Annotated in this window: 25 protein-coding genes; 12 read left to right on the top strand and 13 right to left on the bottom strand. The window is 56.7% G+C overall.

What is annotated here, in order from left to right; genetic code table 11:
* Positions 1-10: 10 nt before the first annotated feature.
* Genes OS190_RS03545 through OS190_RS03560 form a run of 4 tightly spaced genes read right to left on the bottom strand, consistent with a single transcriptional unit; the run spans position 11 to position 3,458 of the window.
* Positions 11-400 carry a rhodanese-like domain-containing protein gene (locus OS190_RS03545; protein ID WP_267157274.1) on the bottom strand — a complete coding sequence of 130 codons (390 nt, stop codon included), beginning with the start codon at positions 398-400 and terminating at the stop codon, positions 11-13.
* A gap of 17 nt (positions 401-417) precedes the next feature.
* Positions 418-1,584, bottom strand: a complete 1,167-nt coding sequence (locus OS190_RS03550) for a lytic murein transglycosylase (protein WP_267157275.1) — start codon at positions 1,582-1,584, stop codon at positions 418-420.
* Between the two features lie 9 nt (positions 1,585-1,593).
* Positions 1,594-2,517, bottom strand: coding sequence for an adenosylcobinamide-phosphate synthase CbiB (gene cbiB / locus OS190_RS03555; RefSeq protein WP_267157276.1), 924 nt, complete (start codon positions 2,515-2,517; stop codon positions 1,594-1,596).
* Entirely contained in the window at positions 2,514-3,458 is a 945-nt protein-coding gene (locus OS190_RS03560; protein ID WP_267157277.1) for a threonine-phosphate decarboxylase, read from the bottom strand. Before OS190_RS03560 ends, cbiB begins: the two co-directional genes overlap by 4 nt.
* Before the next feature lie 203 nt (positions 3,459-3,661).
* Here OS190_RS03560 and OS190_RS03565 point away from each other — a divergent pair, with 203 nt between their 5' ends.
* Positions 3,662-4,027, top strand: a complete 366-nt coding sequence (locus tag OS190_RS03565; protein WP_267157345.1) for a response regulator transcription factor — start codon at positions 3,662-3,664, stop codon at positions 4,025-4,027.
* On the opposite strand, the gene OS190_RS03570 is transcribed toward OS190_RS03565, so the two are convergent.
* The 3 genes from OS190_RS03570 to OS190_RS03580 all read right to left on the bottom strand — a co-directional run bounded on the left by OS190_RS03570 (position 4,024) and on the right by OS190_RS03580 (position 7,962).
* Positions 4,024-5,004, bottom strand: a complete 981-nt coding sequence (locus tag OS190_RS03570; protein ID WP_267157278.1) for a glutathione S-transferase family protein — start codon at positions 5,002-5,004, stop codon at positions 4,024-4,026. The genes OS190_RS03565 and OS190_RS03570 overlap by 4 nt on opposite strands.
* A gap of 518 nt (positions 5,005-5,522) precedes the next feature.
* Positions 5,523-6,575 (bottom strand): fatty acid desaturase, encoded by a 1,053-nt coding sequence (locus OS190_RS03575; RefSeq protein ID WP_267157279.1) that lies wholly within the window; start codon positions 6,573-6,575, stop codon positions 5,523-5,525.
* A 217-nt stretch (positions 6,576-6,792) separates the two neighbouring features.
* Positions 6,793-7,962 carry a MalY/PatB family protein gene (locus OS190_RS03580; RefSeq protein ID WP_267157280.1) on the bottom strand — a complete coding sequence of 390 codons (1,170 nt, stop codon included), beginning with the start codon at positions 7,960-7,962 and terminating at the stop codon, positions 6,793-6,795.
* Between the two features lie 97 nt (positions 7,963-8,059).
* On the opposite strand from OS190_RS03580, the gene def (OS190_RS03585) reads away from it, so the two are divergent.
* From def (OS190_RS03585) to OS190_RS03605, 5 genes are read left to right on the top strand one after another with little or no spacing between them, the layout of a single operon-like run.
* Positions 8,060-8,578 carry a peptide deformylase gene (gene def, locus OS190_RS03585; RefSeq protein ID WP_267157281.1) on the top strand — a complete coding sequence of 173 codons (519 nt, stop codon included), beginning with the start codon at positions 8,060-8,062 and terminating at the stop codon, positions 8,576-8,578.
* Entirely contained in the window at positions 8,575-9,072 is a 498-nt protein-coding gene (def, locus tag OS190_RS03590) for a peptide deformylase (protein WP_267157282.1), read from the top strand. The genes def (OS190_RS03585) and def (OS190_RS03590) overlap by 4 nt, the downstream gene beginning before the upstream one ends.
* Complete coding sequence (def, locus tag OS190_RS03595) at positions 9,069-9,566, top strand: peptide deformylase (protein WP_267157283.1); 498 nt, start codon at positions 9,069-9,071, stop codon at positions 9,564-9,566. Before def (OS190_RS03590) ends, def (OS190_RS03595) begins: the two co-directional genes overlap by 4 nt.
* 31 nt (positions 9,567-9,597) lie before the next feature.
* Positions 9,598-10,512: a methionyl-tRNA formyltransferase gene (gene fmt, locus OS190_RS03600; protein ID WP_267157284.1), complete on the top strand. Its 915-nt coding sequence runs from the start codon at positions 9,598-9,600 to the stop codon at positions 10,510-10,512.
* A 4-nt stretch (positions 10,513-10,516) separates the two neighbouring features.
* The gene (locus tag OS190_RS03605) at positions 10,517-10,753 is read left to right on the top strand and encodes a hypothetical protein (protein WP_267157285.1); all 237 of its coding nucleotides are present in this window, start codon (positions 10,517-10,519) and stop codon (positions 10,751-10,753) included.
* Between the two features lie 41 nt (positions 10,754-10,794).
* On the opposite strand, the gene OS190_RS03610 is transcribed toward OS190_RS03605, so the two are convergent.
* The 6 genes from OS190_RS03610 to OS190_RS03635 form a co-directional block, all read right to left on the bottom strand.
* Positions 10,795-11,418 carry a trimeric intracellular cation channel family protein gene (locus OS190_RS03610; protein WP_267157286.1) on the bottom strand — a complete coding sequence of 208 codons (624 nt, stop codon included), beginning with the start codon at positions 11,416-11,418 and terminating at the stop codon, positions 10,795-10,797.
* Positions 11,415-11,867: a ribonuclease HI gene (gene rnhA, locus OS190_RS03615; protein ID WP_267157287.1), complete on the bottom strand. Its 453-nt coding sequence runs from the start codon at positions 11,865-11,867 to the stop codon at positions 11,415-11,417. Before rnhA ends, OS190_RS03610 begins: the two co-directional genes overlap by 4 nt.
* Positions 11,860-12,453, bottom strand: coding sequence for a class I SAM-dependent DNA methyltransferase (locus OS190_RS03620; protein WP_267157288.1), 594 nt, complete (start codon positions 12,451-12,453; stop codon positions 11,860-11,862). Before OS190_RS03620 ends, rnhA begins: the two co-directional genes overlap by 8 nt.
* Positions 12,450-12,902: a DUF3429 domain-containing protein gene (locus tag OS190_RS03625; protein WP_267157346.1), complete on the bottom strand. Its 453-nt coding sequence runs from the start codon at positions 12,900-12,902 to the stop codon at positions 12,450-12,452. Before OS190_RS03625 ends, OS190_RS03620 begins: the two co-directional genes overlap by 4 nt.
* Positions 12,903-13,067: 165 nt before the next feature.
* On the bottom strand, positions 13,068-14,018 hold the full coding sequence (gene ispH / locus OS190_RS03630) for a 4-hydroxy-3-methylbut-2-enyl diphosphate reductase (RefSeq protein ID WP_267157289.1): 951 nt from the start codon (positions 14,016-14,018) through the stop codon (positions 13,068-13,070).
* Positions 14,019-14,067: 49 nt separating this feature from the next.
* On the bottom strand, positions 14,068-14,622 hold the full coding sequence (locus OS190_RS03635; protein WP_267157290.1) for a LabA-like NYN domain-containing protein: 555 nt from the start codon (positions 14,620-14,622) through the stop codon (positions 14,068-14,070).
* Positions 14,623-14,775: 153 nt separating this feature from the next.
* On the opposite strand from OS190_RS03635, the gene folK reads away from it, so the two are divergent.
* The 6 genes from folK to acpS all read left to right on the top strand — a co-directional run bounded on the left by folK (position 14,776) and on the right by acpS (position 19,915).
* Positions 14,776-15,402, top strand: coding sequence for a 2-amino-4-hydroxy-6-hydroxymethyldihydropteridine diphosphokinase (gene folK, locus OS190_RS03640; RefSeq protein ID WP_267157291.1), 627 nt, complete (start codon positions 14,776-14,778; stop codon positions 15,400-15,402).
* 84 nt (positions 15,403-15,486) lie between these two features.
* On the top strand, positions 15,487-15,840 hold the full coding sequence (gene rpoZ, locus OS190_RS03645; RefSeq protein ID WP_267157292.1) for a DNA-directed RNA polymerase subunit omega: 354 nt from the start codon (positions 15,487-15,489) through the stop codon (positions 15,838-15,840).
* Between the two features lie 34 nt (positions 15,841-15,874).
* On the top strand, positions 15,875-18,001 hold the full coding sequence (locus OS190_RS03650; protein ID WP_267157293.1) for a RelA/SpoT family protein: 2,127 nt from the start codon (positions 15,875-15,877) through the stop codon (positions 17,999-18,001).
* Between the two features lie 61 nt (positions 18,002-18,062).
* A complete protein-coding gene (locus OS190_RS03655; RefSeq protein WP_267157294.1) occupies positions 18,063-18,728 on the top strand; it encodes a DUF2062 domain-containing protein in 666 nt (221 codons plus the stop codon).
* A gap of 10 nt (positions 18,729-18,738) precedes the next feature.
* Positions 18,739-19,500, top strand: coding sequence for a pyridoxine 5'-phosphate synthase (locus OS190_RS03660; RefSeq protein ID WP_267157295.1), 762 nt, complete (start codon positions 18,739-18,741; stop codon positions 19,498-19,500).
* Positions 19,501-19,504: 4 nt separating this feature from the next.
* A complete protein-coding gene (gene acpS, locus OS190_RS03665; RefSeq protein WP_267157296.1) occupies positions 19,505-19,915 on the top strand; it encodes a holo-ACP synthase in 411 nt (136 codons plus the stop codon).
* The last annotated feature ends 76 nt before the right edge of the window (positions 19,916-19,991 follow it).

Here is a 19,991-nt window from a genome sequence, read left to right on the forward strand (position 1 = left end):
GCCCAATAGTTTAACTGGTGGCTTCGATTGGTCCACCTGCTTTTTCCCAGCCGCTGAAACCCTCTTTCAGGTGTGCTGCGTCAAATCCCATGTCCTGCAACGTGGCCACAGAGATGGCAGAACGCCATCCGGATGCGCAGTGAAAAACAAACTTTTTGTCCTGGGCAAAAACATCCTTGAAATAGGGGCTCTCAGGGTCGACCCAGAATTCCAACATTCCGCGGGGGCAATGAAAACTGCCGGGAATAAATCCAGAGCGGGCGCGCTCGCGAGGGTCGCGCAGGTCGACGATCTGAACCGCGGGGTCATTCACCATCGCAATAGCATCCGCCGTTTCGATTTCTTCGATACGGGCGCGGGCATCGGCGACCATCTGTGCTGCAGTTTTCTTGAGAGCCATGAGATCTGTCCTTTGGGTTAAAGTTTTGAGAGGAGTTCCGGCGTTGGCCAACCATCTACAGCCAATCCCAGTCGGGTCTGTTCGACACGCACCGCGGCACGTGTCCCTGCACCCAGAATGCCGTCAATGGCACCCACATCATGCCCGCGTGACTGGAGACGTGTTTGCAAGGCCTTCATTTGATCCGATTCCAGGCCGCGCTCCGGATTGCCCGCGTCAAAGACGGGAGCACCTTGCAGACGTGTGGCAAAATAGGCGGCCGTCATCACATAGGTAAAACTTTGGTTCCAGTCAAAGTAGACGCGAAAGTTCGGATAGGCGGCAAATGCCGGGCCTTTGCGTCCCTGAGGTAAAATGATGGATGCAGACAGGCCCTCTTGCAAGGTTCCCTGTCGCGGAACAATGCCCAGTGCCTGCCAGTCTGCGACCGGCTTTTCCGTTTCCAGCCCTGTCAGGGACCAATCGAAATCGGCGGGCAGGCTTACCTCGGCCAGCCAGGGTTCACCGGCACGCCAGCCCAGTGCTTGCAACATCTTGCCTCCGGACATCAAGGCATCCGGTGCCGACGTCTTGAGCGAAACCTTGCCATCGCCGTCGCCATCGACACCGTTTTCCAGAATGTCGCGTGGCAGCATTTGTACCATTCCGATTTCACCGGCCCATGCACCAGTGGTGGTGCGCGGGTCAAATTCACCTTTGGCGAAGAGTTCGACAGCGGCGAACACCTGTGGGCGGAACAGGTCGGGCCGGCGGCAGTCATGAGCAAGCGTCACCAGTGCATTGGCTGTGTTCGAATCGCCCTGAAAGGCACCGTAGTCCGTTTCGAAGGCCCAGAATGCCAGCAAGACACCGCGATCTACGCCGTAATCACGCTCGATCTGGTCAAACACACCGGCATATCGCTGGGCATTTGCGCGGCCTCGATTGATCCGGTCAGTTGAGATCAACCGGCGCGAAAATTCCACGAACGGAAGTTGGAATACACCCTGTTTGCGGTCGGCACGCAGCACCGCGGGATCGTGACGAACGCTTGCAAAAAATGCATCGGTGGTTGCTGGCGAAATACCTTGGTCGATCGCCTCGATCTTCAGGCCGTCCACGAATGCCGGAAAGGGGCCACCGCAGGCGGCAATGGCGCTCTGTGCCAATCCAACGAATAGGGTCGAGAGTAACAGTCGTCGCATTTTTCGTCCTTAACCAATCAATAAACTCAATAAACCGAGGACCATGCTGCCCCCAAGTGTCACAAACCACGCTTGCCACAATCGGGTCAGGCAGACGTCAATTTCCGTTGGGCCGATCTTGCGTGCACCCTCCGGGTTAACCCAGGCAAAGTCCTGCATCACGCCATCATAAGCTCGCGGGCCAGCAAGTGCCACATTGATCGCACGGGCCATTGCGGCCTCAGGCCAACCTGCATTTGGCGAACGGTGCAATGCCGCGTCATGGCGGATGGCGCGCCATTGAGATGTGATGCCTGCGGGGAGTGCAATCAGCAGTGCGGTGACACGTGCCGGTATCCAGTTCAACACATCGTCCAGCCGTGCGGACGCCCAGCCAAAAAGGATGTAGCGGTCGGTGCGATAGCCGATCATGCTGTCTGCGGTATTGACCAGTTTGTAAATGATGATCCCCGGCAGACCTCCGATCAAAAACCAAAAGGCCGGTGCAACGACACCATCGCCAAAGTTTTCAGCGGCGCTTTCGATGGCGGAACGTGCGATAGCGGGGGGGGGCATGTCACGGGTGTCGCGGCTGACGATCATTGCCACAGCGCGCCGTCCCTGTAGGGTGGACATACGCAGCCCGTCGGCAACGGCATGGACATGCTGCATCAGAGACCGGTGCGCGAGCAATACCGCAACAACGACGATTTCGACCAATGTGCCAAGGGCGGTGACGAGTGTTCCCAAGATTGCGCCAAGCAAGATAAGTCCGAGCACGACAAAGATGCCCTTGGCCTTGCGGTGGGTCCCATTGTTTAACGTTTTGTCGCTCCAGCCGATCACGCGCCCCATCAGCACCGCAGGATGAGGCACATGCCGCCAAAGCCAGTCGGGTTCGCCCACCAGCGCATCCAGTACAAGCGCGGCGGCCAATATCCATGCCGCAGTCATGTGAGAGCGTTTTCCAGTTGTTGCCATCCCGAGGCAGGCGGCAGTCCAAGGCGCAGCCAGCGGGCGTTATATGGGAAAATGCGGCTCCAGATGTGGTGGGCGGCTAGATGCCTTTGCCAGGCGGCGGCGTCGTCGACCTCGTACAGCCGGTAAAGCGTGGTGCCACCCACGAGGGTCGCATCCCGAGCGGTCATCAAACCATCCACGCGGGCTGCGTCAGCGACAAGGCGCAGTCGCGTTTGCGAAGCCCAGTCATGGTCTTGCAAGGCGGCGGTCCCGATTTCGATCGCCGGTCCGGCAACCGCCCAGGGACCAAGCATTGCATCCAGTTGATCCAGCAGTGCGGGATCGCCAATGGCAAATCCCAGACGTACACCGGCGAGCCCCCAAAATTTACCAAAACTCTTGAGGATCACAGTGCCGGGTCTTGCTGCTTCGTCGATGAGCGTGGCATCAGATAGGACATCACAAAAACTCTCGTCGATCACACGCAATGTTCCGGTGAGATCATCAGCTTGCCAAAGCCTCCCGTCTGGATTGTTGGGATGGACGTGTACAGTGGCGTCTGCTTTCCCACTACCCGCGATGACTTCCCAACCTGCGGCAACAAAACTGGCGGCATGTTCATTATAGGTCGGGCCGGGGATAGACACGCGTGCGGGGCGGGCGAGAAGCGGGATATGCACAATTGCTGCCGAAGCACCGGGGACCGGTAAAATGCCAGCGGTATCGGGGATTGACCAAAACTGTCTTGCTGCTTTGATCAATTCGTCGCGGGCTGCTGCATCGGGGAGCGTTGTCCAGGCGGTCTGAGACAGCTTCGGGATCGGGTAGCTGCACGGATTAATGCCGGTAGAAAGATCGAGCCAATCCGCGCGCGCGCCACCGAATTTGGCGATAGCTGCGTCAAGGTTTCCGCCATGATCCCGTTTGCCCTGCATTCGTGCAATCACTCCGATGTTTGTAGATCGGCAAAGTTGTGCCAGCCTATCTGCGAGGCAAAGCGGAAAACCGCATCTTTTTCAAGAGAACCTTGTTCAGTTAATATCTTTTGGCTGGTGTTAACACTTTGTTAACGAGATGGGGTGACGACAGACATATGGATGTAAGACATCATATGCCGAACCAGGAAAACGAAACCCCTATCAAGGTACTGATTGTCGAAAGCCGCCCCGAACTGGGCGCGCTTTGGCAACGGCACCTCAGGCGGCAAGGTATGGATGTCGCCGCTGTGACAACACAGGAGGCGGCAACCGCCTATATTGCGGACAGGACAGTTGATATTGTCATTCTGGACCTTGTCCTCGCGAACGGTTCGGCCCTTGCCGTGTCCGATTATGCACACTACCGCCAACCGAATGCGCGGGTGATTTTTGTCACCAACACCAGCTTTTTTTCGGATGGGTCGATTTTCTGGCATGCGGCCAATGCACGTGCGTTTCTGCCTTCCGGGACCCCGCCCGATGATCTGGCCGCGATGGTCGAACACTACGCCGCCAAAGGCCGCTAAAGCCTGTCTCGATCCTGTGGGGCTGCGAAATCGAGAACGGGGTTAATGGGAATGATCCGGTATGGATTAATATTGGCGTGGCTATAGTGATAATGGCGCACGATGTGATCCAGGTTTACCGTCGCGGAGATACCGGGCATTTGATACAAATCGCGAGTATAGGCCCAGAGATTGGGATAATCGACAATTCGGCGGCGGTTACATTTGAAATGCAAATGGTAGACACTGTCGAACCGTACCAGGGTCGGGAAAAGCCGCCAGTCCGCTTCGGTCAAGTGCTCTCCCATCAGATAACGCCTGGTTGTTAATCTTTGCTCCAGCCAGTCGAGGGTTTCAAACAGCGATATTACAGCTTCGTCATAGGCCGCTTGGGTGGTTGCAAAACCGCAGCGATAAACGCCGTTGTTAAAGGTATCATAGATGCGGTCGTTCACTGGCTCGATCGCCGCTTGCAGGTTCTGCGGCCAATAATCGGTGGTGTTGCCGGTTATGGCATCAAAGGCGGTGTTCAACATGCGTATGATTTCGGAACTTTCATTGGATACAATGGTGTTCCGTTCTTTGTCCCACAGGATCGGCACGGTCACGCGTCCTGAAAAGCCAGGATCCGCGCGGGTATAAATATCGCGGGCATAGGGAAGACCAAACAGGGTATCGCCAGTGGCACCGGGAAAATCTTTGTCAAAGGTCCAGCCTTCTTGCAACATGTCAGGATGTACGACGCTGATGGTAATGTGGTCGGTCAACTCCTTCAGGGCGCGAAAGATCAACGTTCGGTGTGCCCAGGGGCAGGCGTAGCTGACAAAAAGGTGATACCGCCCGCTTTGCGCTTTGAATCCCGCATTGCCAGACGGACCAGCCGACCCGTCTGCTGTGATCCAGTTGCGGAACTTGGCGGCCGAACGTTCGAACTTGCCGCCTGTCGATTTGGTATCATACCACTTATCTTGCCATTTTCCGTCTACCAACATGCCCATTTTGAATGCTCCTCTCGCAATAAGAGGACAGTAGCGGAGTTGTCCTGGATTACCCATATCAGATGAGGCGCAGGCCCTATGCATTTGCGCACAGAGTTTTGGTGGCGGTGACTGAGGCAGCCATCATATCAGCCGGCGTGAGGTATGGTGGCAATTTGTCCAGGAAACTTCACTCCGAATTGGAAACAGCGTTGTCTGATACCTTGGATCGAGAACGGTATCTCAGATTACACACCGCAGGATGGAACCGTCCGGCGCCTTGCATGGGAGAACGCGCTTTCGCCATTGCGGCCATCGGCCAGGCCCCTCTGAGAGGGCCGGTGGATTTTTTAGGAGGAGAGACCCGTTGGTTCCAATATCTGTTCACCGAAAGTCAAGAAGCGCCTGGAGAAACGATCTTTTCAAACCTGCGACATCGGTGGCAACCTGTGCGCTGGTTGAATACGCATGCCATTTAGAGCCGGTCATTGCAGAGATTGACCAATGCGGAGGGAACATTTGCGGATTGCGGGTGCTGTTTACCCGGGGGTGGCCATCTCTTTCAGCCGGGCGCGGGCCTGTGAAAAAGACAAAAGGCGTTTACCTTCTTCATCCCAGAGATGGAGGCGGGCATTCTCAAAACTTTCCCGAATGGTCATTCTGTTGCCGTCGGCAAGGTCCACATGATCGCGCAACACTTCCGGCAGGCGATAGAAAGGGATGCGGCTATAGAGATGATGCACATGATGCACGCCAATGTTTGCGCTGAGCCATTGCAGGACCGAGGGCATGACATAATGCGAGCTTCCGTGCATCGCCGCCTCGTGTAGTTGCCAGTTTTCTTCTTCTTCCCAATGGGTCGTTTCAAATTGGTGCTGGACATAGAACAACCAAACACCGGCTGTCGCCGCCAGCAGCGTGGAGGGAACAAAAATCAACAGGATTGGCATCAGACCGCCGAAATAGAGGATGATCGCCAGTGCCCCAATAATAGCGGCGTTGGTGCCCATCGCACTGATCCAATAGCGCAGGTTGTTCATCAGACCCAATGGGATACGGTTTTGCAAAAAGAACAAATATCCCGGCCCAAGACCAAAAAGCACGATCGGATGACGGTACAATCTATACATCAGACGGGTGAACGGCCCGCTTTCCTGATATTCGGCGACAGTCATTGTGTGCACATCGCCCATGCCCCGTCGCGACAGGTTCCCTGACGCGCTGTGATGGATCGAATGAGTGCGTTGCCAAACGTCATAAGGCGTGAGCGTCAGAACTCCGAGCGTGCGTCCCAACCAATCGCTGACTGTGCGGTTCTTGAAAAAGGCACCATGTCCGCAATCATGCTGGATCGCAAAAAGCCGCAACAGAAAAGCGGCATTCAACATCGACAGGGCGAAGGTCAGCCAGTAGCTGACCGAAAGTGACAGCCAGGCCAGTATCCACAACAGCAGAAACGGGCCGACAGTTGCTGCCAGTTCAAAGGAACTGCGCCATGTGCTGGGCTCGCGGTATTCTGCCAAAATCTTGACCCAGTCTCTTGCAGGTCGGGGATCAGACGTCGGCCGCGTGACGGGAGAATGTTGGTTCATGTGCCTGTTCTTCATTTTTGTTAACCCCTTCATAGAGCAATCGACGGGTCACGCAAACGACACTTGCGCGATGAACCTTAATAATCTCTTCAGCAGAGGTTTTTTTGATGTTGCAAGCCGGTTGGCCGCAATGGAAACGCCCACATCGCCAGTCGGGGCAATATGGGGCGATCCATTGCACCGGGCATATCCGCCACCGAACTGTCAGGAATGTTGTTTACTGCAAATCGTCAAACGCCTGTGCCAGACGGTCACAGGCCTCTTGCACACGGGCGCGCGGGGTGGCGATGTTGAAGCGCAGGAAATTTTCGCCGCCTTTTCCGAAGGTCGGTCCGTGATTGACCGCGATGCGGGCGTCTTGTTGCACCCGGCGGATGTATTCGTCACTGGCCATGCCGGTTCCGCCAAAATCGACCCAGGCCAGATAGGTGGCTTCGAGGTTCATTGATTGCAGCCCGGGAATGGCATTGACGGCATCATCAAAAAGCCGTCGGTTGCCATCCAGATAGGCCACGCATTCGTCAACCCAAGTGGCACCTTCAGGTGAATAGGCCGCTGTGGCCATGAAGACCCCGAATGAGTTTGCCGACAAGCCAAGCGCCATCATCCTTGCGCCGAATTTTTCGCGCAAACCAGGATCCTCGATGATCACATTACCCGAATGACTGCCCGCGATGTTGAAGGTTTTCGTGGTGGCGGTCATCATCACCAGCCGATCAGTAATCCCATCGATATGGGCCATTGGAATATGGGTATTGCCGGGCATCACCAGATCATGATGAATTTCGTCAGACACCAGAATCAGATCGTGGCGGATGGCAAAATCCGCGACACCCTGGAGTTCTTCGCGGCTCCAGACACGGCCACCCGGATTATGCGGTGAACACAGGATCAGCATCTTTTCCGCGCCGGTCATCTGTGCATCCCATGCGTCAAAGTCCATCTCGTAACGGCCTGCGTTCATCGGCATCTCGCATTCAACAACCTTGCGGCCGGCCGCCTTAACGATTTTGGCAAAGGCGTGATAGATTGGCGTGAAGAGCACCACGCCATCGCCCGGATCAGTATAGGTATCCACACACATTGCCGTGCCGTTCACCAAACCATGGGTGGTGAAAATCCAGGATGGATCCACCTTCCAGCCATGGCGGCTGTCCATCCACCACTGGATCGCTTCGAGGTATTTGCTGTCATCACCGAAGTAGCCGTAGATCCCGTGATCCAGCATATCGCGCAGGGCGTTCTGGATGACCTGGGGTGGTCGGAAATCCATGTCCGCAACCCACATTGCAATACCTTCGTCGCGGGGCACACCATAAAGTGCTTCCATGTTGTCCCATTTGGCGCAATGGGTGGCGCGGCGGTCGATGATTTCGTCAAAGTTCATGGGGTGCTCCTGTTTTCTTGGGCGCCACGCTAGCGAGATGCGCCGCGGCTGCAACCCCTTGCTTGCAGTGTCGGAGGGCTTGGCCTACATCACCAGCATGAAACGTACGATCCTTTTGCACCCCGACCCGCGGCTCAAGAAATTGGCCATGCCTGTTGCCGATCTGAGCGACGAATTACGGCTGTTGGCCGATGATATGATGCGTACGATGTACGAGGCCCCCGGCATCGGGTTGGCTGCACCCCAGGTTGGCGTGCTGGATCGCCTTATCGTGCTGGATTGTGTTAAGGAGGAAGGCGAAAAACCGCGCCCTCTGGTGATGTTCAATCCGGTCATCAAGGCATCTTCGGAAGAGTTGAATACCTATGAAGAAGGCTGTCTGTCCCTGCCGGATCTCTATGCCGATGTGACGCGACCCAAAGTCGTTGATGTCGAATGGATGGATCGAAACGGCAACCCACAGGCCGAAACCTTTGACGGATTGTGGGCCACCTGTGTTCAGCATGAAATCGACCATTTGGACGGCAAATTGTTTATCGACTATCTAAAGCCGCTCAAGCGCCAAATGATGACGCGCAAAATGGTCAAGCTGAAACGCGAGCTGGCGCGCGGATGACTGTTTTGAAGATTGTTTTGTGGCCTGATCCGCGGCTGGCCGAGACCTGCGCGCCTATTGCCGAAATTACGCCCGACATCAAAACCCTGGCGGCGGATATGCTCGAAACAATGTATGCGGCACCGGGCCGCGGACTGGCGGCACCGCAAGTCGGGGTAATGCAGCGCATGTTTGTCATGGATACAGGCTGGAAAGAGGGTAAATCCGATCCACTGGTCTGTATTAACCCGATGCTGCAAGAGGTCAGCGAAGACAGGGTGGACAACGATGAAGGCTGTCTCAGCATTCCCGGCGTCCAGGCGCGGATCAGCCGTCCTGCTCAGGTACGGATGGTCTGGACCGGATTGAACGGTGCTCGTTATGTCCAGAGTTTTGACGGTTTTGCTGCGACTTGCGTTCAACATGAGCTGGATCATCTGGACGGGGTGGTGACCTTTGACCATCTGGCGGCAGAGGATCGTACCGCCCTGATTGCGGAGTATTATGGACGATGACACAGCGTAAAATTCTCCAGTGGCCGGATAAGCGGCTGCGGACCAAAGCCCAGGAAGTGACAGAAATCAACGATGAAGTGCGGGCGATTTGGGATGATATGATCGATACCATGGATGCCATGCCTGGTGTGGGTCTTGGCGCGCCGCAGATCGGGGTGATGTTGCGGCTGGCGGTGGTCGATGCCTCGTCCGACCGCAATAAACGTATCCGCATGGCCAACCCCATGGTGATCGAAGCATCGGCCAGGGCGAACGAACATGAAGAGGCCAGCCCCTGTTTGCCGGGTGTTTCGGCCAGGATCACGCGACCACGCGCGGTTTCAGTGCGTTACCTGAACCAGGACGGAGTGATCCAGCGCGGCGAATTTGTCGGGCTGGAAGCGACCAGCGTTCAGCATCAGATCGACCATCTTGATGGCAAGATGTACTTTGACCATCTCAGCAAGACCAAACGTGACATGTTGCTGCGCAAGGCGCGGAAATTGAAAGGGTAGGAAACAGCGGCTTTCCTATTGAGGTGACCAAATGCGTATCGTTTTTATGGGCACGCCGGACTTCTCGGTTCCCGCTCTGGATGCCTTGGTCGCGGCCGGGCACGAGATTGCCGCCGTCTATTGCCAACCACCGCGCCCTGCGGGCCGTGGCAAAAAGCCCCGCCCCACACCGGTCCATGTCCGCGCAGAGGCGCTGGGCCTTGCCGTGCGCCATCCGGTTTCGTTGAAAACCGCCGAAGCCCTGCAGGATTTCAAGAACCTTGAATCGGAGGTTGCGGTTGTGGTCGCCTATGGGTTGATCCTGCCGCAATCGATTCTGGATGCGCCTGAAATGGGGTGTCTCAATATCCATGCCAGCCTCTTGCCTCGATGGCGGGGGGCCGCACCGATCCATCGGGCGATCATGGCGGGCGATGAACAAACCGGTGTCTGCATCATGCAGATGGAGGCGGGTTTGGATACCGGGCCTGTCCTGATGCGGGTCGAGACCGCGATCGGCGCGGAAGAAACCACAGGGCAATTGCATGGCCGGCTGAGCGAAATGGGGGCGGCAGCGATTGTCACAGCACTTTCCGGTCTGGGAGAACTTGAAGCGCATCCGCAGGCGACTGAGGGTGTGACCTATGCCAGCAAGATCGACAAGGCGGAGGCAAGGATCGACTGGACCCGTCCGGCTGTCGAGATCGATCGTCTGATCCGCGGGCTGGCACCCTTTCCGGGGGCCTGGTTCGAACTGGATGGCACACGTGTCAAGGCGCTTGGCGCGCGGTATAGCGCAGGATGCGGGGAACCAGGCCAGGTGCTGGACAGCGGGTTGCGCATTGCCTGCGGAAGCGGAGCGGTCCAACTGACCCGCTTGCAACGTGCGGGAAAGGCAGCGCAGGATACTGAGGTGTTTCAGAGCGGTGCACAGATTGCAGCAGGCACACTGCTGAACGGAGATTGACGCGATGTTTTTGGTCCTATTTGGTACGGTCGTCATTGCAGGCATCATTGGCTATGCCTCGGAAAAGACCGGCTGGACACATAATGGCTATCTGCAATCCATCATCATCTGTGTGGGCGGCGCATTCCTGTTTTATTTCATCCGCATCATGTTCGGCTTCGGCTTTGCCTCTCCCGGTGTCAATGCGATTGTATCTTCCATCGGGGCGTTGATCATCGTGCCGTTTCACTGGCGGCGCTGACGGAATGAGTTTAAAGGCAAGATGAAGTCAGTGGGCGGGGTCTAGTTTTTTGGGGGGCTGCTTTTGTACACGGGCAGGTGCCATCCAAACATGAGTGAACCGGCGCGCAGCACCCAGGTGACCAGAGCACAGGCCAGCAGCGCCACCGGCGTTTCAAGCAGATACATCTTGGCAATGCAGGCCGTTGCGGCACCGGCAAATGCAGCGGTTACATAAAGTTCGCTTTGTTTCAGGACCAGGGGCACCTCACCGACCACAACATCCCGCATCAGCCCGCCCATGCAGCCTGTGATCATGCCCATCAGCATTACGATCACTGCGGAATGTCCGAGACCGAGGGCCACACCGACGCCTGCCGCCACTGCCACGGGAAGTGCGAAACTGTCCAGCCAGATCAGCGCGCGCAGGCGGCTTTCGAGCAGATGGGCGGTGAAGAAGATGACAAAAGCTGCGCTGACCGCAACGGCCAGGTAGGTTGGGTTCGCAATCCAGAAGATCGGGTTGCGGTCGAGCAGCAGATCGCGAATCGTGCCGCCGCCCAAGGCTGTGAGACAGGCGATAAAGGCAAAGCCGACCAGGTCAAGCTGCGCCCGGCTGGCAACCAGCGCACCGGTGATCGCGAAGATCAGAACCGATGCATAATCCAGCAGGGAAACCAGGGTCATGGTTTGAAAGGGGCCATGCCCGCACGGGCGAGTGCGTCGGCACGTTCATTTTCCGGATGGCCTGCGTGGCCCTTGACCCATTTCCAGGTGACCCGGTGGCGGGCGTTCGCGTTGTCCAGTCGTTGCCAGAGCTCCGCATTTTTCACCGGCTTTTTGGCCGCGTTTTTCCAGCCGTTCTTTTTCCAGCCGAATATCCAGCCGGTGATGCCGTTCTTGACATAATTGCTGTCGGTCACAATCGTGATCTCGGTCTCACGCTCCAGCGCTTCAAGCGCGTGTATCGCGGCGAGCAGTTCCATGCGGTTGTTGGTTGTGTTTGACTCGCCGCCTTTCAACTCGCGTTCCTTGATGATCTTGTCGCCATCACGCGCCTGCATCAGCGCGCCCCAGCCGCCGGGGCCGGGATTGCCCGAACAGGCACCGTCGGTGTATGCATAAAGCTTAGCCATGAGCGTCAATCACCACCCAGCCTGAATATTGACCTGCAAGTCCCTTGCCGTAGCCGGTCCAGTTCCGCTGCGGCGCGAAACCGGCAGTGCGCAACAGCGCTTCCAGCTCTTCGTTGGAATAATATTCGTAGAAGCGCCCCAGATCATCGCGCCCGCCACCCGTGCCGGTTTTCATCCCGATAAAGAAGCGTCCCCCCGGTTTGAGCGCTCTGCGCAGGGCCGACAGATGTCGGGGCAGGTCCGCGCGGGGCGCATGCAGCAGGCTGAAGCTGGCCCAGATGCCGTCATAGGCATCGACTTCGGCTACATGGTCAAAAACTCCGTGCCGTGCGGTGACACCTTTTATCTGAGCCGCCCGGCGCGCCATTTCCGCCGAGGCATCCAAAGCCGTGACTTTCAGACCCGCTTGTGCAAAGAGGCGTGCGTAATTGCCCGGTCCGCAGCCCAGATCAAGCACCGCGCCACCCTCCGGAAAGGCGGCCACGAAGGCCTGCCAGATGGTCTGTTCCTCCGCCTCGACGCGCATCATACGTTCGTAATCATCGGCCTGCGCATCATAGACCGCGATTGTTTCTGGGTCACTCAAAGGAAAACTCCGATGCACAGGCAGGCAAGGACGATAACAGTCAGCTGAATCCGCAACGACATCCACCATTGTGGTGCCAGATCCCATCTGTAGAATGCGTAATCGAGGATCAGCAACCCGATAAACCCGGTCATCAAATTGATAAGCGCGCTGGTCACACCCTCTCCCGGCATCAGGAACCACCACAGGGCGGGCAATACCGACAAGGCATAGGCCGCGGCAGCCTGCCTCCCTGTGCCATTGGTGGCAAAACCCCAAAGAACCCCGGACATGAAGGGAAGGATAATCCCGCCATAGCGGATCATGATCAGCCTGCCATCACCGCCCAGAACCGTGGGCAGGGGCCAATCGGGCACGGCGAACAGATCGAGGACCAGAAGAGCCGCCCACAGAAAGGGGACAAGTCCGGCAAGGCCCAAAAGGAGAGCGGAGGCGGGGATGCGGTTCAGAAACACAGCGCCCTCCATGTCTGTTCGACTGCGTGCGGTTGACGGTCCGATACGGGGCCCAGCGAGGGCGAATCCGTGCCAAAGGCAGGTGTTTTGATTGAAACAGCGGGCAGAATTGAAATCGAACTCATCCGTCTGGCCTTTCCGTGAGCAAGCGTGCGGGCGTCATGCAGTCTCCCGCAGCACTCGAGGTACCTTGAATTCGACATTCTCTTGCGCGGTTTCAACTTGCTCCTTTGTCACTTCGTAACGCGCAGTAAAGGCATCGATCACCTCATTGATCAGTATTTCAGGCGCGGAAGCGCCGGCCGTGATTCCGATGCTGCGAATGCCTTCAAGACTGCGCCAATCGATGTCCGCTGCGCGTTGCACAAGTTGCGCATAGTTGCACCCGGCACGTGCACCGACCTCGACAAGACGTTTGGAGTTCGATGAATTGGGGGCACCGACCACAAGCATCGCGTCGCATTTCGGGGCCATCGCCTTGACCGCCTCTTGCCGGTTGGTGGTGGCATAACAGATGTCTTCCTTGTGTGGTCCGACAATCTTGGGGAAGCGCGCCTGCAAGGCCGTTACAATTTCTGCGGTGTCATCTACGCTGAGGGTGGTTTGCGTGACATAGGCCAGTTTCGCCGGGTCCTGTACGGCGAGTCCGGACACATCTTCGGGCGTTTCCACCAAAAGAACGTCACCTTCGGGCAATTGCCCCATGGTGCCGATGGTTTCGGGGTGGCCGGCATGACCGATCATGATCATTTGCAGGCCTGCATCGGCATGACGCTGCGCTTCGATATGAACCTTGCTGACCAGAGGGCAGGTGGCATCGACATAGACCATCTGACGCGCCATGGCCGCAGAGGGTACGGATTTGGGCACCCCATGAGCGGAAAAGATCACCGGGCGGTCGTCGGGGCATTCGTCGAGTTCTTCGACAAACACCGCACCCTTGTCACGCAACCCGTCAACAACGAATTTATTATGCACGATCTCGTGGCGCACATAGACCGGTGCCCCCCACTTTTCCAAAGCCATCTCGACAATCTTGATGGCACGATCCACACCGGCGCAGAAACCACGCGGGGCGGCCAGAAACAAGGTTAGTGGGGGCTTGGTCATGATGCAGCTCCTTGGCTACAGGCAGACCTAAACATTTGCGCGGGCCGGATCAATCGTCGAGCTGCTGGTCCGTCTCGCGTGGCGGGCGGCCGATCACGTCCTTGAGGTCTTCCAGCTCGATAAAGTTGTCGACCTGACGGCGCAGATCATCAGAGATCATCGGGGGTTGGCTGCGAATCGTGGAGACACAGGAAACCCTGACGCCCTGACGTTGCAGACTTTCGACCAAGGGGCGGAAATCTCCATCGCCAGAAAAGATCACTATGTGATCCACATGCGGGGCCAGTTCCATCGCATCAACTGCCAGTTCGATGTCCATGTTGCCCTTGACCTTACGGCGGCCCATGCTGTCGGTGTATTCCTTGGCGGGTTTCGTCACCATGGTAAAGCCGTTGTAATTCAGCCAGTCCACCAAGGGGCGGATCGGCGAATATTCGTCGTTTTCCAACAGGGCGGTATAATAAAACGCCCGCAACAATTTGCCGCGGCGCATGAATTCATGGCGCAGCAATTTGTAGTCGATGTCAAAGCCAAGTGTCTTGGCCGCGGCATAGAGATTGGAGCCATCAATAAAGAGCGCAAGCCGCTCGTCTTTGTAAAACATCTAATGCCCTTCCGGCGTCACAGCCGCTTAGCTCTGAACGAATTACTGGCACAATGTCCAGAATGCAATGTAGAGTTGCGCCAAATGCCTGATGGCGCGGGGTGTCAAATCAGCGCCCGCAACTAACCGGGCTTCATGTAAGGCTTTTTCACCATGCTGCAACCCAAAGTTCACGGGGAAATGTGCGGTTCATCGCTCAAATCTGGTTCCTGTTTGCTTTTGGCTCTTGGGGCTAACCTGACGTCAAATGTAGGTGCGCCTGAAATTACCCTCCGGGCGGCGCTGGAATTGCTGAAAATACATGGCGCAACGATTCGCGCCACTAGTCCATTTTATAGCACACCTGCCTACCCTGCGGGGAACGGACCTGACTACATAAATGCGGCGGTCAGGATTGCGGCACCCTGGAGCCCGGCCCAGACGCTGGAAACCTGTCATCAAATCGAAGCAGAGTTGGGACGGAAAAGAGCGCAACGATGGGGCCAGAGGACACTTGACCTCGACTTGATTGCCTATGACGATCAGGTGCTGCCCGACCCGCAAACCCATGCACGATGGCGTGATCTGCCGGTGGAGAGGCAAAAAACCGATACCCCTGATCAGTTGATCCTGCCGCACCCCCGCCTGCAAGAACGCGCATTTGTGCTGGTGCCGCTGGCGGACGTGGCACCGGAATGGGTGCATCCCGCGCTGGGATTAAGCGTTGCGCAGATGCGGGACAGGCTTGATCCGACCGATCTTAAGGCAGTGTGTCCGCTGTCGGAAAAGACGTTGAATTAGGGCATCGAATTACGGCTTGTAAATCTGGCCAAAGCCGCCTAGGTACGCTTCTTCAGACTGCATTTTGAGATATTGGAGGCTTCCATGGCCCGCGTTACCGTAGAAGATTGCGTAGACAAAGTCCCGAATCGCTTTGAACTTGTGATGCTGGCAGCGCATCGCGCACGTGAAATCTCTGCCGGTTCTGCCGTGACGGTTGACCGCGACAATGACAAAAACCCGGTTGTGTCGCTGCGCGAGATCGCAGAAGAAACACAATCCGCTGATGATCTGCGCGAACGTTTGATCGAGTCGAACCAGAACCAGATCGAAGTTGATGAACCCGAAGAGGACGCCATGGCGTTGTTGATGGGGGCAGAACAGGACAAGCCGGAAGAAGACAGCATGTCCGAAGAAATGCTGCTGCGTCAATTGATGGCGGCACAAGGGCAGGGTTAAATCCTCTGCCCTGCCTCAGGGGGCTGGCAGTTCGATGGACAACGCCGAGATCACTGCCGACGATCTGATCGCCCTTGTCCGGGCTTATAACCCGAAAACCAACGAAGGCTTGCTGCGCAAGGCCTACGCCTATGGTGCAGAAATGCACAAAGGGCAGTTTCGCCATTCCGGCGAGGCTTATTTTACCCATCCTGTTGCCGTCGCCGCGATCCTGACAGAGCAACGCCTGGATGATGCCACGCTGATCACTGCCCTGCTGCATGACACGGTCGAAGACACCGATGCCTCATACAAAGATGTAAAGGAGTTGTTCAGCCAAGAAGTTGCCGAACTGGTCGACGGCGTGACCAAGCTGACGAATCTGCAACTGAATTCGACCGCAACCAAACAGGCCGAGAATTTCCGCAAGTTGTTCATGGCGATGTCCAAGGACCTGCGCGTCATTCTGGTAAAGCTCGCTGACCGTTTGCACAACATGCGCACGATCAAGGCGATGCGCCCGGATAAACAGGCGCAAAAGGCCCGCGAAACCATGGACATCTATGCGCCGCTTGCCGGTCGCATGGGGATGCAGTGGATGCGCGAGGAATTGGAAGATCTGGCGTTTCGCGTGCTGAACCCGGAAGGGCGTGCCAGTATCATCCGGCGCTTCATCACATTACAACGCGAATCCGGAGATGTTATCCAGCGGATTACCGGTGATATGCGCGTGGAACTGGACAAGGCGGGGATCGAAGCAGAAGTTTATGGCCGTGCCAAAAAACCCTATTCGATCTGGCGCAAGATGCAGGAAAAGGAACTTAGCTTTTCGCGTCTGTCCGATATTTATGGCTTTCGCGTCCTGACCAATAGCGAAGCGGATTGTTACACAACGCTGGGCATCATTCACGGCCGCTGGCGTGCGGTACCCGGACGGTTCAAGGACTACATCAGCCAGCCAAAATCAAACGGCTATCGTTCCCTGCATACCACGGTATCAGGGCGGGACGGCAAGCGGGTCGAAGTGCAGATCCGCACGCAGCAAATGCATGATGTTGCCGAAACCGGCGTCGCGGCGCATTGGTCCTATCGGGACGGCAAGCGGTCGAAAAACCCTTTTGCGGTCGACCCTGTCAAATGGATTTCGCAGTTGAGCGAGCAGTTCAATTCAGAAGAAAACCACGAAGACTTTCTCGAAGCAGTCAAACTCGAAATGTATGCCGATCAGGTCTTTTGCTTCACGCCAAAAGGTGACGTCGTCAAATTGCCACGCGGGGCAACGCCGATTGATTTTGCCTATGCGATCCACACCCGTATCGGGAACGCCTGTGTCGGTGCCAAGATTGATGGCATGCGCGTGCCGCTCTGGACACGAGTCAAGAACGGCCAGTCGATCGAGATCATACGGGCACAGGGACAGACGCCCCAGGCGACTTGGCTGGACATTGCGACCACTGGCAAGGCCAAGTCGGCAATCCGGCGCTCTCTGCGCGAAGAAGACCGCGGACGTTTTGTAAAACTCGGCACCGAACTGGCGCGGTCGGCGTTTTCCCAGGTCGGAAAACGTGCAACTGAAAAGGTCTTGCGTACCGCTGCCAAAAGCATGCGGTTTGACGGGGTCGATGATTTGCTGGCGCGGCTTGGCAGTTCCGAAATCACGGCACGCGAGGTGGTGCAGTCGGTCTATGCCGACCTTGCACCGAAGCAGGGGGCCGAGATCGACGCGAAACGCGCAGTGATCGGCCTTGAAGCAGGGCAGGATATTAATCGCGCACCCTGTTGTACGCCGTTGCCGGGAGAACGGATCGTCGGGATCACATTCAAGGGCGAAGGCGTGACAATGCATTCGATTGATTGCGAAAAACTGGTTGAATATGAAGACCAGCCGGATCGCTGGATCGATCTGCGTTGGCACGAGGGCAACCACCCCGCCGTCTATGGCACTGTGCTGGATATGACGCTGAGTAACGGGGCCGGGGCGCTGGGACGGATTTGCACCTTGATCGGCGAAGCATCGGCCAATATCTCGGATTTAGAATTTATTGAGCGGAAACCTGATTTCTATCGGCTTTTGATCTATCTGGACCTGAGAGACGCCGCACATCTGCATTCGCTGATGCTGACGCTTGAAGCAGAAAGTGACGTAGCGGCCATTTCGAGGTACCGCAAAAATGACGCGTAGTCGCCCATGAGATGACGCGTAATACCTTTAAGCCGGACACCGTTAACGGAGGACAGCCGAGTTGATATTCAAACGCCGCGATCCAAAACCCACCCTGCGTGCGATGGCCGAGTTTCTTTGGCCGCGTGGCGGTTGGGCGCGTGCGTTCCACTATGTCAAACACCGGATGCGCCGGTTACCCGATAGTCCCGAGCGTATTGCCCGTGGGGTTTGGGCGGGGGTTTTCATCACCTTCACACCCCTGTTCGGCTTCCATTTCGTCGCGGCGGTCATCCTAGCCAAGATCATGAAGGGCAATATCGTGGCGTCGCTGATGGCGACTTTTGTGGGTAACCCGCTGACCTTTGTTTTCATTGCGTTATCCTCATTGAAAACGGGGCACCTGATCCTTGGGACAGAGTTGCAGGAAGGGGAATTGCGTGCCCTCAGCCGCAAATTCGCAAATGCTGGCGGTGATCTCTGGCACAACTTTGTCTCGATCTTTACCCCGGATGAAATGGACTGGTCAGGTCTTGCCATTTTCTCACGAGAGGTTTTCTATCCCTATCTTATCGGAGGAATCATTCCCGGCATCATTTGCGCGACCATTGCCTATTATCTGGCGGTTCCGCTGCTGCACGCCTATCAAAAACGCAGACGCGGTTTGATCAAGGCCAAGTTTGAAGCCCTCAAGCAAAAAGCCGCGGCAAAGGCGGATGCCAAGCGTCGGGTTGATGAAGCGAAATAGGAGAGACGAGATGGCAACCGATGAAAAGCTGCGCCTTGGCGTGAACATTGACCATGTCGCAACTGTCCGCAACGCACGCGGCGGCGCTTATCCAGATCCGCTGCGGGCTGCAAAAATTGCACAGGCAGCAGGGGCGGATGGCATTACGGCGCACCTTCGCGAGGATCGCCGCCATATCTCTGACGCGGATATCGAAGGTTTGATGGAAGTACTAACGGTGCCGTTGAATTTTGAGATGGCAGCAACCGACGAAATGCAGAAAATTGCCCTGCGCCACAAACCGCATGCCGTCTGTATTGTACCGGAAAAGCGTGAGGAGCGTACAACCGAAGGCGGGCTTGAGGTTGCGCGCGAAGAAAACAGACTGGCCCATTTCATCGCACCACTGCGCGAAGCGGGGAGCCGCGTGAGCATCTTCATCGCCGCGGACAAACGCCAGATCGAAGCGGCCAATCGTATCGGTGCCGAGGTTATCGAACTGCATACCGGTGCCTATTGCGATGCCTTTGCCGAAGGCAACTGGAAAGCGGCGCAGCAGGAATTGAAGAGTCTCGAAGAGATGTCGACCTATGCCCACGGGCTGGGACTTGAGGTGCATGCCGGTCACGGACTGACCTATGACACGGTGTCGCCTGTCGCGGCCTTTCCTGAGGTGCGCGAGTTGAACATCGGACATTTTCTGATCGGCGAAGCGATTTTCCTGGGTCTTGAACCGGCCATCAAGAAAATGCGTGGATTGATGGATACCGCGCGGCAGGGCGTGGCGGCGTGATTCGATGATCCTTGGCATCGGCACTGACCTGGCCAATATCGACCGGATCCAAGGCACGCTTGACAGGTTCGGAGACCGGTTTCGCAATCGCGTTTTCACCCAAGTAGAACAAGGCAAGGCGGAACGCCGCCGCGACGTCGCGGGGACCTATGCCAAACGTTGGGCAGCAAAAGAAGCATGTTCCAAGGCGCTGGGCACTGGGTTGCGTATGGGCATTTCATGGCGTGATATGGCGGTCAGCAATCTGCGCAGCGGCCAGCCCGTGATGCAGGTGACCGGCTGGGCTGCGGAGCGTTTGGCGGCAATGACACCTGCCGGACACGAAGCAATTATCCATGTGACACTGACCGATGATCACCCATGGGCACAGGCCTTTGTCGTGATCGAGGCGCGCGCCCTGTCGGACGGCGAATAGTTTCCAAGTTGTCCGCGACTTTTCCACCCTCACCTTGACAGTACCGCCGCGCCCCCGCATGTAACCCTAAATCGTC

It is taken from the genome of Sulfitobacter sp. F26204 (assembly GCF_026410305.1).
GTDB lineage: Bacteria > Pseudomonadota > Alphaproteobacteria > Rhodobacterales > Rhodobacteraceae > Sulfitobacter.